Here is a 12,820-nt window from a genome sequence, read left to right on the forward strand (position 1 = left end):
GCCAGGTTAGCAGCTGACACTTAAGACGTACCGGTCAACGTCGAGGTTCACACCTCCGGCGAGATAGGCTCAACTAACGTGCGCGTCCTTGTTCTCGGATCCGGCGGCCGCGAGCACGCCCTGGTCCGATCCCTTGCCCAAGACTCCTCCGTGACCGCGCTGTTCTGCGCCCCCGGCAACCCCGGAACGGCGGCGTTCGCCGAGAACCACGTCCTGGACCCCACCGACCCGATAGCCGTGGTCGAGCTGGCCGTCCGGCTGAAGATCAACCTCGTGGTGATCGGGCCCGAGGCCCCCCTGGTGGCCGGCGTCGCCGACGCGGTGCGCCGCGAGGGCATCCCCTGCTTCGGCCCCGACGCCGGGCCCGCCCGCATCGAGGGCTCCAAGGCGTTCGCCAAGGAGATCATGCAGGTCGCCGGGGTGCCGACGGCCCGCGCCTTCGTGTGCGACGACGCCGACCAGATCGAGCGCGCCCTGGACGCCTTCGGCCCCCCGTACGTGGTCAAGGACGACGGTCTGGCCGCGGGCAAGGGCGTCGTGGTCACCGCGGACCGGGCCGAGGCGCTCGCGCACGCGGTGAGCTGCGATCGGGTGGTGATCGAGGAGTACCTGGACGGTCCCGAGGTCTCCCTGTTCGCCCTCTCCGACGGCGAGCACGCGGTGCCGCTGCTGCCTGCCCAGGACTTCAAGCGCGCCCTGGACGGCGACGAGGGTCCCAACACCGGGGGCATGGGCGCCTACACGCCGCTGACCTGGGTGCCCGAGGGCCTGGTGGGAGAGGTGATGCGCAAGGTCGTCCAGCCGACGATCGACGAGCTGCGCCGCCGCAACAGCCCGTACGTGGGCGTGCTGTACGCGGGCCTGGCGCTCACGTCGCGCGGTGTGCGGGTCATCGAGTTCAACGCCCGGTTCGGCGACCCCGAGACGCAGGTCGTCCTGGACCGGCTGGCCTCCCCGCTGGGCCTGCTCCTGCAGTCCTGCGCGATCGGCAACCTCGCCCCCGACACCAAGCTGGAGTGGCGGTCCGGCTCGGCCGTGACGGTCGTGGTGGCGGCCGAGGGGTATCCGGCGAACCCGGTGAAGGGCGACGCCATCGAGGGCCTGGCGGAGGCCGAGGCCGTGGAGGGCGCGTACGTCCTGCACGCGGGCACCGCGCTCGACGAGAACGACGTGCTCGTCAGCAACGGAGGGCGCGTGCTGTCGGTGGTGGGCACCGGCGCCGACCTCGCCGAGGCGCGCAGCCGCGCCTACGAGGCGGTTTCGCGGATCTCGCTGCGCGGGTCGCACCACCGCACGGACATCGCCCTCAAGGCCGCCGAAGGCCGTATTTGAATTCCCGGAGAACCCCGGCCGTGCGCACACGGCCGGGGTTCTCCCTTATTCGTGCTCAGAAGAAGACGGCTTCCCGCGTCCGGTAACGCCGCGGGAGATACAGCCCCTGATTTTTGGCGACGATGCGCAACTGATCCGGGTAATCCGAGACGATGGCCGAAACACCCATCCGGATGAACCGCTCCATCTCCTGGGAATCGTTCACCGTCCAGACGGTCACCGGCATTCCCAGTTCGGCCGACTCCTTGACGACCTCCGCGTCGAGGATCGTGTACTGCGGGGAGTAGACGGTCGCCCCGGCCGCGAACGCCGAGACCACGGGGTGGTCGGGGTCGCTTCCCGCGAGCCACTCCGGGTCGAGCGTCGGCGGCTCCGCCAGCGCCACCCGGCCCGCCTTCGGCGCGAGCCGCCGCGCGTGCTTGAGGAAGCGCCAGTCGAAACCCAGCAGCCGCGACCGGCTGAGCAGCCCGTGCTCGTTCAGCACCCGCACCACGGCGGCGGTGAACTCCCCGACCTCGGCGTCGGGCCACGACGGGTCGGTCTTCAGCTCCACGCAGAGCCGCACCGTGGGCGCGCACCGGATGAGCCGGCACACCTCGTGGAGCGTCGCCACGGGAGTCCCCGGCAGCGGGAGCTGCGTCAACGTGAACGGGTCCAGCGGGTCGTCGGGGCGGCGCACCCCCGAGTCGACGGTCTTGACCTGCGCCAGCGTCAGCTCGCGGATGCGCCGTCCCACGTACGGCCACATCGGGTCGCCGGGCACGGCCGGAGTCCCGTCCACGGACGTCAGCGCCGAGAGGGTCTGGTCGTGGTGCACGACGACCACGCCGTCGGCGGTCAGCCCCACGTCGAACTCGACCGCGTCGACACCGAGGGCGAGCGCGTGCGCGATGCCCGGCAAGGTGTTCTCGGGCCGCAGCCCGCGCGCGCCCCGGTGGCCCTGCAGCTCGATGCGGCGCAGGGAGGAGGGAATACGGAGAGTAATGGACCAGACCCCCGCTCAAACCGGTGGTTGTTCCATGAACAACCCTTATCGCCCCACAGGCTAGGGGCCCTACCCAGACCCTCATGCCCGGGTTCACCGGATTGACCGAGTGTTGTGAGGCATAACACCCTCAACGGCCGCCCAAAGTTGGCAGACCTCACGACCCGTCCTTTCCGCATACGCTCCGTCACCGATTCCCGGAGTCCGGCCGCGCCGTTCCGTCCGGCTCGGGCAGCGCCCGCGCCTCGACCAGCCAGCAGGCCGCGGTGAAGCGCACCTCCGCGCCGTGCACGTAGGGCTCGAACGCGGCGCGGACCGTCTCGACGACCCGTGCGCGGGTCTGCTCGTCGGCCTTGGGCAGGACCTGGCCGAGCGGGCCGAACCGGGTGAAGTAGCCGTTCAGTTCGCTCTCGGGTATCCGGCAGGCCACGTCGACCGGGCGGATGCCGATGCCGGACCAGCCGCTCTCCGCCAGAAGGCGGTGGACCTTGTCCCGGTTCGCGAAGCCGAACTGCCCCGGCGCGTCCGGCACGCGGGGCGGAAGGTCGGGCAGGAGCGGGGCGGCGGCGCGCTCGGCCGTCGTCATGAACGGGTTGTCCTCGGCGCCGCGCCAGACGATGAGACGCAGCCGGGCGCCGCTCTTCGCGGCCCGGCGCAGATTCGCGAACGCCCGGACGGAGTCACCGAAGAACATGACACCGAAACGCGACACGACCGCGTCGAAGGAGGCCGGCTCGAACGCGTGCTCCTCGGCGTCGGCGCGAACGAACTCGGCCCGCACGCCTTCCCGTTCGGCACGCGCCCGCGCCGCCTCGACCATCGGCTCGGAGACGTCGACGCCCACGCAGAGCCCGTCCCCGCCGAGCCGCCGCGCGATGGCCACCGTCGTGCCGCCCGTGCCGCACCCGACGTCGAGCACCCGCTCTCCGGGCCCGACGGCGTCGACGAGAAGCTCCTCCAGGCCCCGGAACATCTCGTCCATCATCGCCTGCGCCTCGGTCCAGACCTGCCCGGACGGCCCGTTCCAGCGCGCGGCCTGCTCCTCGCTCCTGCCTGCGGTGCTCATGCTCGTCTCCCGTGCTCGTCCACCCGGTTGCCTTGCCGAACCGGAGATGAAACCGTGCCACTTCAAGCCGACTTGAGGTCAAGCATGGACATCTCCGAAGTGGCACGCCGTGCCGGCGTCCCCGTCTCCACCCTGCGCTACTACGAGGAGAAGGGCCTCATCGCCTCCACCGGACGGCACGGCCTCCGCCGCCAGTTCGCCCCCTCCGTCCTGGAACGCCTCGCCCTGATCGCCCTGAGCCGCACCGCGGGCTTCTCCCTGGAGGAGATCGCCCGCCTCTTCCCCCCGGCCGGCCGCCCCGACCTCGACCGCTCGATGCTCGCCGCCAAGGCCGACGAGCTGGACGCCACCATCCACCGCCTCGCCGCCCTGCGCGACAACCTCCGCCACGCCGCGGCCTGCCCCGCCCCCACCCACCTGGACTGCCCCACCTTCCAGGGCCTCCTCGACGCCGCGACCTCCGGCTCCCTCCCGCCCCCGCCCCGGACTCCACCGCGAACTCCGCCGCGACACGAACGGTAAAGCACACTCAGGGTAGTGTCATGAGTTCACTACTCTCGGTAAATTCCTCTGTATGCCGACCGCACCGCACGATGCCCTGCACCACGTCTTCCGCGACGATCCGGACCTCGTCAACCGCACCCTCTACGAGCTCTGCGGCATCGACCTGCAGGTCGCCAAGGTCACCGAGATCAACATCGACGCCACCGAGCTGCGCCCCCTGGAGCGCCGCGCCGACACCGTCCTGCGGATCGAGTCGGCCGACCGGGGCCCCTTCGTCCTGATCGTGGAGTCCCAGACCAGGACCGACGACGACAAGCTCCGGGCCTGGCCGCAGCTCGTCACCCACCTCTACGCCAAGCACGGGCTCCCGGTGGCCCTCCTGGTCATCACCCAGAGCTCCGCCACCGAGATCTGGGCCCGCCGCCCCATCGTCTGCCGCGTCCCCGGCCTGCCCCCCACCTTCCAGCTGGTCACCCTGGTGATGGGGCCCACCAACACCCGCCGGGTCACCGAACTCGCCGAAGCCGCCGCCGACGTCGGCTTCACCGTCCTGTCCGCCCTGGTACACGGCCGGTCACAGGACGTCGATGGCATACTGAGGACACTGATGGACGCCCTGGGCACCATCGACGTGAGCACTGCCATCGCCTACGCGGAACACACCGAAGCGGCCCTCCAGCACACCCCGGCCGCCCTCACCCTGTGGAAGGCACTCATGAGGACCAGCACCCAGCCCTTCGTCTCCGCACTCCGAGCCGAATCCGAAGCCCGCGGCGAGGCCCGCGGAGAAGCCCGCGGCGAAGCCAAGATGCTGCTTCTGGCCCTCAAGATGAAAGGGGTCGTCGTCACGGAGGAGGCGCGGGCCCGCATCACCGGCTGCACGGACACCCGGCAGCTTGAGGCGTGGATGCTGCGCTGCGAGGGGATCGCCACGGTCGATGAGCTCTTCGTCTGACAGGTCGTTCGGAGAGCGCCTTCCGGCGTTGGCGGAGCGGTGGATTGACCCATGGATCCACTGGTGAAATGAACCGGGGTTCGGGCTTCTCGCGGGCCTAACGTGGTGATCACGTTCGATCCACCACAGCCGGAAGGAAGATCATGAAGGCGCTGCGCTCCGTTGTCCGAGGTCGGGTATGGCTGCCGGGAGACGCCGGTTTCGACGAGGCCCGCCGGGCATGGAACCTGGCCGTCGAGCAACCGGTGGCGGCCGTGGTCGAGGCCGCGGACGCCGACGACGTCGCCGCGCTCGTCCGGCACGCCCGCACCGCCGGGCTGCGCATCGCCACGCAGCCCAACGGGCACGGCGGGACCGGCCGTACCGACGGCACCGTTCTGCTGCGCACCACCCGGCTGGACGCCCTGGACATCGACCCGGGCGCACGACGCGCCCGCATCGGCGCGGGCGTGCCGTCCGGCCGGGTGCAGGCGGCCGCCGCACAGCACGGGCTGACCGGGCTGCCCGGCAGCTCCCCGGTGGTCAGCGTCGCCGGTGTCGCCCTCGGCGGCGGGCTGAGCTGGTTCGGCCGCGCGCACGGCTGGGTCGCCGACAACGTCGCCGCCTTCGAAGTCGTCGATTCCCAGGGGCGGCAGCGCCGCGTCACCGCCGGCACCGACCCCGACCTGTTCTGGGCGCTGCGCGGCGGAGGCGGCGACTTCGCCATCGTCACCGCGCTCGAACTCACCCTGCACCCCGCGCCGCACCTGTACGGCGGCCGGGTCCTGTGGACGGCCGAGCACGCCCCGACCGTCCTGGACGCCTACCGGCGGATCACCGCCACCGCCCCCGACGAGCTGACCGTCTGGTTCGACCTGCTGCACTTCCCCGGCTCCGACCCCATGGTCGCCGTCGACGCCACCCACCTCGGCGGCGAGGACGAGGCCCGCGCCCTGCTCGCCCCGCTGGACGGCCTGCCCCGCCCCCTGTCCGACAGCCGGCGAACCATGCCGGTCTCCGAACTGGGTTCCATCACCGCCGAACCCACCGACCCCGGCCCCGGCATCTCCCGGGCCGAACTCCTGACCGACCTCGACGACGTCACGGCCAAGACCCTGCTGGCCGACCCCATCGCCCCCCTGCTGAGCGTGCAGCTCCGGCACCTGGGCGGCGCGTTCACCCGCCCGTCCGACTCCCCGCACGGCCCTCTCACCGAGCCCTACGCCCTCTACCTCTTCGGCATCCCGACCGACCCCGCCACAGCCCAGGCCGTCACCACCAGGCAACGCGCCTTCGCCGAAGCCCTCCCCGTCAGCGGCCGCAAGCCCTTCACCTTCCTCAACCCCGACGAAACCGCGGCCTCCGCCTTCACCCCCGCCGCCCTGAACCGCCTACGCGTCCTCAAACACCACCACGACCCGCACTCCCTCTTCCGCAGCAACTTCCCCGTCCACGCCTGAGGCCCATCCGCTCCCTGATGACGTTCTTCGTGATCAGGGAGGACACGCCTCCGCAACCAACCCTTACCGGGGGATTCTCCGGCGCTCTTGGCGAGTAGGGAGGCACGTCTTCGCAACCGATCCTGGCGAGGAAGCTCCCAACGCTCTTCGCGAGCAGAGGACACGTCTCCGCAGTGGACCCCTGTGGCGGGTTTCCGATGCCCAGCGAGCAGGAGACCATGTCGCGGACGAGAACGGGGGGCGCGTGTCGTGCGAGGCCGCGGCGTTCCTGCGGGTCCGGGAGGTGAAGGCCCTGGCCTTGTCCCGCGAGGAGGCGTCAGGCAGGCTGCGGTGCTCCCGCGGCGATTCGGGAACTGCTCGGAGGGGACCAGCGCCGTTGCAAGGGCGAGGAAGGCGACGACAGGTCGCCATGGCGCTCGTAGGTGCTAGGCGTGGTGCTCGTGGGTAGTGAGCGTGTGCTCGTAGGTGGTGGGCGTGGTGGACGTGGCGCTCGTGGGTGGTGGGCGTGGCGCCCGTGGTGGGCGGTGACGGTCCGGCGAGGGTGAGTGCAGGATCGGATGCTCCGCACTATGCGGGCGGGGCTCAGAGGGCTTTCTTCCCGGGCGGGATGTTGAAGTTGATCCGGAAGACGTTCTCCGGGTCGTAGCGGGCCTTGAGCTCGGTGAGCCGGTCGAGGTCGGACGGGGTGTAGGCGGCGGCCACTCGGTCCGGGGCGGTGTCCTGGACGCCGGCGAAGTTGAGGTTGGTGTTCCCGTTGCTCCACGGGCGCATACGGGTCAGCAGGGCGTCGCGTGATTCCAGGGCTTCGGGGACCGTGGTGGAGCCGGTGAAGAGGGAGAAGGCGGCGTCGCGGCCTCCCACGCAGTTCGGGACCCGCGGCGGCCGGGCGTAGGCGCCGCCGAAGTGCCGTAGTTCGGTGACGAACGGCGCGTCCGGTCCGGCGAGCGAGGTGATGGTCTCGACGGCCTCGGCGGTCAGCTCGCTCAGCAGCAGGTTGCGGTCGTCGGCGGCGTACGGTTCGGCGACGGGTTCGTGGTGGATGGAGCCGACCCGGGCGTAGGGCATGTCCCGCACGGTGTCCAGGAGCGCCGGCCCCAGCTCGCGCAGCGGCCGCACCAGCCGTTCTCCTTCGGCCGCGTCCCCGCTGTGGGCGACGCGGACATGGACGATGAACCGTCCGCGCAGCGGCTCGGGGACGGAGGGCAGGTCGGGGTTGCGGACCAGCAGCACCGAGGAGGCCAGCTCGTCGGGTACGTGCCGGGTCCATGCGGAATAGGCGTGCAGCACCTCAACGGCGGCTTCGTCCGGAAAGTACAGCCCGCCTCCGTACAGCCGCGGGACGGGAAAGAGGTCGATCTCCATGCCGACGACCAGCCCGAAGTTGTCCTTCCCGCCCCGTACCGCCCAGAAGAGGTCGGGTTCGGTCTCGGCCGTCACCTCGCGCAGCCGCCCATCGGCCGTGACGAGCCGCAACCGGCGCACGTGGTCGGCGGCGAAGCCGAACCGGCGTCCCAGCAGCCCCGCTCCGCCGCCCGTCGTGTAGCCGACCGCGCCCACATGGGGACTCGACCCGTTCAACGGCGCCAGCCCATGCGGAGCGGTGCGCGCCAGCACCCTCTTCCAGCGCGCCCCCGCCTCGACCCACGCGGTGGCCCTCGCCGCGTCGACCTCCACCCCGTCCATACGCCGCGTGTTGACCAGTACGGCGTCATCGGCGGACACCGACGGCCCGTGCCCGGTGGCCATCACCCCCACGGCCCGCCCCTGCCGGACGGCCCCCCGCACCGCGGCCACCACGTCCTGCTCGCCGGCCGCCACGACCACGCACGCGGGCCGCGACCCGACCGCCCGGTTCAACCCCAGCCGCTCACCGTCATAATCCACGTCCCCCGGCCGGAGCACGGCCCCCGCCTCCGCCTCCGCATCCGGAATCACGGGTCCACCCGTATCCACTCCTGCACCCGGAACCATGCGTTCGCCCATATCCACGCGCAGCAACCTACGCACCCGAGCCCGGCCGAAGCTTGAACGAATCAGCCATGGCCATCCCCACACGCCGACCCCGAGCACCGAGGAACCCATGACCGAGCCCATCCGATCGTCGGAGCACGCCGATCCCGGACTTCGGAGAACCCACGGCGGAGTTCGCCTGATCGTCGGAGCACGCCGATCCTGGACTTCGGAGAACCCATGGCTGAGCCCGACCGGCTGCGGCCGCCCGATCATCGGAGCACACTACCGAAGCCGTCGCGGACCGCAGCCGCACCGCCTTCCGTGGCCGTCGGCCACCCTCACGTCACCGCTCGGCGCGGGGCCACTTGGTGAAGGCGCGAAACGTGAAGGGGTGAAGGTCAGGTGGGTGGCATCGGGGTTCTTGGAATCGCGGACTCCGATCCGCTCGGAGAGCACGGTGACCTCGACGCACTGCCCACCGGAGTTGGAGCTGCGGCTGCTCTTACGCCACGGGTCGGCCGGGAAGCCGTGTCTCACGTTCGTTGTTATTTCTGCGGTTCGGATCGAAGCTTCCGGGTGAATGTGCGGAACGCGGAACGGGTGAGGACGAGGTGAGCGGTGCCAGGATTTTTTGAGTCGCGGAAACCGATATCTCCGGAGAAGGCGGCGACTTCGACGCACTGTCCGCCGGTATCGCCGCTGTAGCTGCTCTTGCGCCACTCAGTGAAAGAAGGACGGTTTTGGTTCATGTCTTACCCTCAATCGTTCTTATAAGATTCAGCGAATCGTCGGCTGACATTGCTGCGCCCCGGATCAGGCTAAATCTGATGTTGTATCTCATCACTTTTTCATGATGGTCGATGATTTGCCCGTCGACGTGGCTCTCGGTGTAGGTGATATTGGGGCCATCATCGAATTCCATGAGCGTGAAGGCTCCCATGATGCCTGCATAGGAACCAGTTTTCTTAGGGACGATCTGGATCGTGATGTTTGGGTGTCCGGCGAGTGAAGCCAGGTGTTCGAGTTGCTTTCTGCGCATCTCTGGAGTGCCGATGGGGCGATGGAGGATGGTCTCGTCAAGGACGAGTACGATCTCCGGTGGGCTTTTTCTTTCGAGGATCTTCTGGCGTTCCATGCGGGTCTGCAGTACCTCTTCGACGGCTTCCTGGCCGCGACCGGGGCTGAGGATCTCGTAGGCGTAATCGGGAATCTGAAAGAGGCCGGTGATGGTCATGTTCTCGAAGATATTCATGACCCGTGCTTTAGCCTCCAAAACCATGAAACCGGGAAATCCGGGAGGTAGTTCCGCGGTCTTCCCGGCGCGCTTGAGTTCTTTCCACATGGTGTGGAAAACGCCCGGGGTCTTGAAGTAGGTGTCGAGGTCGAGCGCGGTCGCCTCGGACGGGGGGCGCGCGCCGGTCTCGATCTTCTCGATCCACTGGGGTGAGCAGCCGAGGGCGTCGGCCAGTTTCGCGCGGGACAGTGCCGCCGCCTCCCGGTAGGCGCGTACGACCGCGCCGAAGGCCCGGATCAGTGGATCACGGGTGAGATCACCGTTGGCCATGGGGTCCTCCGGTAGGGCCTGCGCGTCCGGGCGGGGGTCTTCTGGGTGTGACCGGTATGTGGCCGAGAGTATCCACCCCTCACGATCCTGGTGCTCCGAACGGCGAAAGATGGGGAAGGAGCGCGACCGTGAGCGAGCACGTGCTGGATGAGCTGCGGGAACGGCATCCCGGGTGGCGGCTTCGGACGTTGTCGGGGAGCAGCTGGATGGCGACCCGGCGGCGTTGCGCGCTCACCGACGACGAGCTCGCCGCCGGACTCGCCTGCACGCTCCTGACGGACTCGGTCGACGACCTCCGGGCCGAACTGTCCGTCCAGCTCCGTATCGAGTCCGCTCTGAAAGGCCCCTCCGGGGAGAGAGCCGCGTCCGCCCTACGGGAGGCCGGCGCTACAAGGCCGCCCAGGGCGGCATCGCGCGGAGCTGCGTCCGTCCTACGGGAGGCCGACTCGGAGGGGCGTGCGTCCGCGTGTCCGCGGTCCGGTGAGGAGGGGGCCGCGGCCGTCGGGGAAGAGCCTGTTCCGGGGGAGTCCGGTGCTGGAGAAGGCGTGTCCGCTCGGTGGGAGGGCGCTGCGGAGGAGGCTGACCGATGAGTGAGGTCCTGGTGGCGTCCATGGGGGCCGTCGGTTTCGTTCTACTCGTGGCCATGGCGCTGGCTGCGGGCGTGGCCTTGGTGTTCCTCGCCCTCGGCGGGAAGAAAGGGAGGCACCGGTGAGCGCGGTGCCCGCATGTTCTTCGCTGTTCGGGCGAACCGGGAACCGTCTTCTTCTATCTCCACCAGTCGAGTCGGGGAGACGACCGATGAGCCTCCGGAAGGCGGGGAAACTCATGAAGGCTTGCCAGAAGTCGATGATCGAGGCTTTCCATGACGAAGCGGAGAACCTGGAAAGGGTCCTCACCACCTTCACCCGGGCCGAGTGGGACCTGCCGACGCGTTGCGAGCCGTGGACCGTCCGCGACCTCGTCGGCCATCTGACGGTCGTCCTCTCCTGGCTTCCCGCGATGCTCACCGACTCCGCGCCGCCCCGCGCCGAGGTCTCCGCGGCCGACTACTACCGTCCCGACGACCGGTTCTCGCCGCGTACCGACGGTGTCCGTGTCGCTCTCGCCCGTGCCAAGGCCGCGGCCCACTCCGACCCCGCCGTCCTCGTCGAGGACTTCGCCGCGACCTGGCGGCTGGCCCACCTCCTCTGCTCGGCCGAGCCGGCTCCTCGCGTCGTCCGCACCCGCCACGGCGACGCCATGCTCCTCGCCGACTTCCTCCTCACCCGCCTGGTCGAACTGTGCCTCCACGGCCTCGACCTGGCCGACGCCCTTTCCCGTCCGCCGTGGCCGACCCCGTACGCCGCCCGAGCCGTCGAACACCTCCTCCTCGACGGAGCCGCCCGGCCCCTCGGCTGGGACCGCCCCGCCTTCCTCCGCAAGGCCACCGGCCGCCTCCCCCTCACCCCCGACGAGACCCGCGCCCTGACCGACCAGGGCGTCACCTGGCTCACCCTCGGCCGACCACGGGAGACACGCCCCTGACGGCTCCTGCCGACAGGGAAAAACGCTCCCGACGGCTCCCGCGGTCAGGGGAACACGCCCCGACGGCGTCCGCGGTCGCAGGAGACATCCCTGACGACACTCACCTTCAGGGGAACGCTCCTGACGGCGCGCTCCCAGGCGGTGCCTGCGGCCACCCAAAGGGAAACCGGCGGCTCACCCGACGCCGGATGAACAGGCCAGCGAGAACGGCGGGATGCCAGGAGGACAGGCGGCCTTCGAGCACACGGCGCCCCTCACATGATGACCTGCCAGGTCATTGAGGGAGCCACGGGTGCGATGACACGCTTTTCGCATCGGGCCAGGTCAGGCCCGCTTCCGACCAAGGAGGCCTGTATGAGCACGCAGACCGGAGCGCTGCACCGTCCCGCGACCGCCGACGCCTCGACCCTGCTGCGCCGCGTCCTGTGGCTCGACGGGGTGAGCACCGCGGCCGTCGGGGTCCTCCTGCTCGCGGCGGCCCGGACGTTCGAGGACCTGCTCGGCCTGCCCGTCGCCTGGGGCGTCCCCCTCGGGGTGGGGCTGCTGGGCTGGGCGCTGGCCGTCGTCCTCATCGTCGACAACGCGGACATCTCTCCGCGCCACGTCGCGGTCGTCATCGGGGGCAACGCCCTCTCGGCCGCGGGCCTGGTGGCCCTGGCCCTCACCGACCTGGTCCCCCTCACCGGCCTGGGCGTCGGGTTCATGCTGCTCATGGCCGTCATCGTCGCCGCCTATGCCGAACTCCAGTTCACGGGGCTGCGGCGCGCCACCCGCTGAACCCGTCCGGGAAGGCCCGCTCGACCTGCGCGAATCCCTCTCACCGCCCGTGGGCGCGGTTCCGGGGTGGCACTGGTGCCACCCCGGAAAGAGAGAGCAGGGGGAGGGACTTCCCCACCGCTTTTCGATTGCCTTGAGGTGTCGGAAAACGGGGCGGAGGGGCGAGAAATGCTGGAGTGGCTGGCCGGAAACGCGGCGTCCATCGGAGTGTGGGGCGCGCTGGCCATGGTGCTGCTCGTCCCGGCGCTGGAGGCGGCGCTGCCGCTGATCGGCGTGGTGGTCCCCGGGCAGACGGCCGTGGTGGTCGGCGGGATCCTCGCCTACCACCAGCGGGTCCCGCTCGCCGCGATCCTCGCCGCCGCACTGATCGGCGCGGTGGTCGGCAACATCGCCGGCTACCTGGCGGGCCGCCGGTGGCAGCACGGCCTCCTCCAGCGCGTCCCGCGTCGCTGGAGGAAGCCGCAGCAGACGGACCGCGCGCTGAAGCTGATCGCCCGCCATGGCGGCAAGGCCGTCCTCGTCGCCCGCTTCACCGCCGTCCTGCGCACCCTCGTCCCCACCCTGTGCGGCATCAGCGGCACGCCCCTGCGCGGCTATCTCGCCTGGTCCACCCTCGCGGGCGCCCTCTGGGCCCCCGTCTGCGTCGCCCTCGGCTTCGCCGCCGCCCCGGCCCTCCCGCTCTGATCCGCGCCTCCGCGCCGGCCTCGGATCCCGTCCGCAG

The 12,820-nt window shown here is 70.4% G+C and carries 14 protein-coding genes; 8 read left to right on the forward strand and 6 right to left on the reverse strand.

Features of this window, described 5'->3' with window-relative positions:
* Positions 1-78: 78 nt before the first annotated feature.
* Positions 79-1,332 carry a phosphoribosylamine--glycine ligase gene (gene purD, locus ABD140_RS12315; RefSeq protein WP_344240051.1) on the forward strand — a complete coding sequence of 418 codons (1,254 nt, stop codon included), beginning with the start codon at positions 79-81 and terminating at the stop codon, positions 1,330-1,332.
* Positions 1,333-1,387: 55 nt separating this feature from the next.
* Here the strand turns inward: purD and ABD140_RS12320 are convergent, their stop codons facing one another.
* Both ABD140_RS12320 and ABD140_RS12325 read right to left on the reverse strand, forming a co-directional pair.
* Positions 1,388-2,317, reverse strand: coding sequence for a glycerophosphodiester phosphodiesterase family protein (locus ABD140_RS12320; RefSeq protein WP_344240430.1), 930 nt, complete (start codon positions 2,315-2,317; stop codon positions 1,388-1,390).
* Between the two features lie 187 nt (positions 2,318-2,504).
* On the reverse strand, positions 2,505-3,383 hold the full coding sequence (locus ABD140_RS12325) for a class I SAM-dependent methyltransferase (protein WP_344240053.1): 879 nt from the start codon (positions 3,381-3,383) through the stop codon (positions 2,505-2,507).
* An 84-nt stretch (positions 3,384-3,467) separates the two neighbouring features.
* On the opposite strand from ABD140_RS12325, the gene ABD140_RS12330 reads away from it, so the two are divergent.
* From ABD140_RS12330 to ABD140_RS12340, 3 genes are all read left to right on the forward strand, one after another.
* Positions 3,468-3,905, forward strand: a complete 438-nt coding sequence (locus ABD140_RS12330; RefSeq protein WP_344240055.1) for a helix-turn-helix domain-containing protein — start codon at positions 3,468-3,470, stop codon at positions 3,903-3,905.
* Between the two features lie 52 nt (positions 3,906-3,957).
* A complete protein-coding gene (locus ABD140_RS12335) occupies positions 3,958-4,842 on the forward strand; it encodes a hypothetical protein (RefSeq protein ID WP_344240057.1) in 885 nt (294 codons plus the stop codon).
* Positions 4,843-4,985: 143 nt separating this feature from the next.
* Positions 4,986-6,281, forward strand: coding sequence for an FAD-binding oxidoreductase (locus ABD140_RS12340; protein WP_344240059.1), 1,296 nt, complete (start codon positions 4,986-4,988; stop codon positions 6,279-6,281).
* A gap of 582 nt (positions 6,282-6,863) precedes the next feature.
* On the opposite strand, the gene ABD140_RS12345 is transcribed toward ABD140_RS12340, so the two are convergent.
* The 4 genes from ABD140_RS12345 to ABD140_RS12360 form a co-directional block, all read right to left on the reverse strand.
* The gene (locus tag ABD140_RS12345) at positions 6,864-8,216 is read right to left on the reverse strand and encodes an FAD-binding oxidoreductase (RefSeq protein ID WP_344240061.1); all 1,353 of its coding nucleotides are present in this window, start codon (positions 8,214-8,216) and stop codon (positions 6,864-6,866) included.
* 300 nt (positions 8,217-8,516) lie between these two features.
* On the reverse strand, positions 8,517-8,771 hold the full coding sequence (locus ABD140_RS12350; protein ID WP_344240064.1) for a DUF397 domain-containing protein: 255 nt from the start codon (positions 8,769-8,771) through the stop codon (positions 8,517-8,519).
* 8 nt (positions 8,772-8,779) lie between these two features.
* A complete protein-coding gene (locus tag ABD140_RS12355; RefSeq protein WP_344240066.1) occupies positions 8,780-8,983 on the reverse strand; it encodes a DUF397 domain-containing protein in 204 nt (67 codons plus the stop codon).
* On the reverse strand, positions 8,980-9,798 hold the full coding sequence (locus ABD140_RS12360) for a helix-turn-helix domain-containing protein (protein ID WP_344240068.1): 819 nt from the start codon (positions 9,796-9,798) through the stop codon (positions 8,980-8,982). Before ABD140_RS12360 ends, ABD140_RS12355 begins: the two co-directional genes overlap by 4 nt.
* A 586-nt stretch (positions 9,799-10,384) precedes the next feature.
* Between ABD140_RS12360 and ABD140_RS12365 the strand changes: the two genes are divergently transcribed.
* From ABD140_RS12365 to ABD140_RS12380, 4 genes are all read left to right on the forward strand, one after another.
* Positions 10,385-10,510, forward strand: a complete 126-nt coding sequence (locus ABD140_RS12365; RefSeq protein ID WP_344240070.1) for a hypothetical protein — start codon at positions 10,385-10,387, stop codon at positions 10,508-10,510.
* Positions 10,511-10,644: 134 nt separating this feature from the next.
* Positions 10,645-11,322 carry a maleylpyruvate isomerase family mycothiol-dependent enzyme gene (locus ABD140_RS12370; protein ID WP_344240072.1) on the forward strand — a complete coding sequence of 226 codons (678 nt, stop codon included), beginning with the start codon at positions 10,645-10,647 and terminating at the stop codon, positions 11,320-11,322.
* Positions 11,323-11,676: 354 nt separating this feature from the next.
* Positions 11,677-12,099: a hypothetical protein gene (locus ABD140_RS12375; protein WP_344240074.1), complete on the forward strand. Its 423-nt coding sequence runs from the start codon at positions 11,677-11,679 to the stop codon at positions 12,097-12,099.
* Between the two features lie 168 nt (positions 12,100-12,267).
* Positions 12,268-12,783, forward strand: a complete 516-nt coding sequence (locus ABD140_RS12380) for a DedA family protein (protein WP_344240076.1) — start codon at positions 12,268-12,270, stop codon at positions 12,781-12,783.
* Positions 12,784-12,820: the final 37 nt, after the last annotated feature.

It is taken from the genome of Actinocorallia libanotica (assembly GCF_039525175.1).
Lineage (GTDB): Bacteria > Actinomycetota > Actinomycetes > Streptosporangiales > Streptosporangiaceae > Actinocorallia > Actinocorallia libanotica.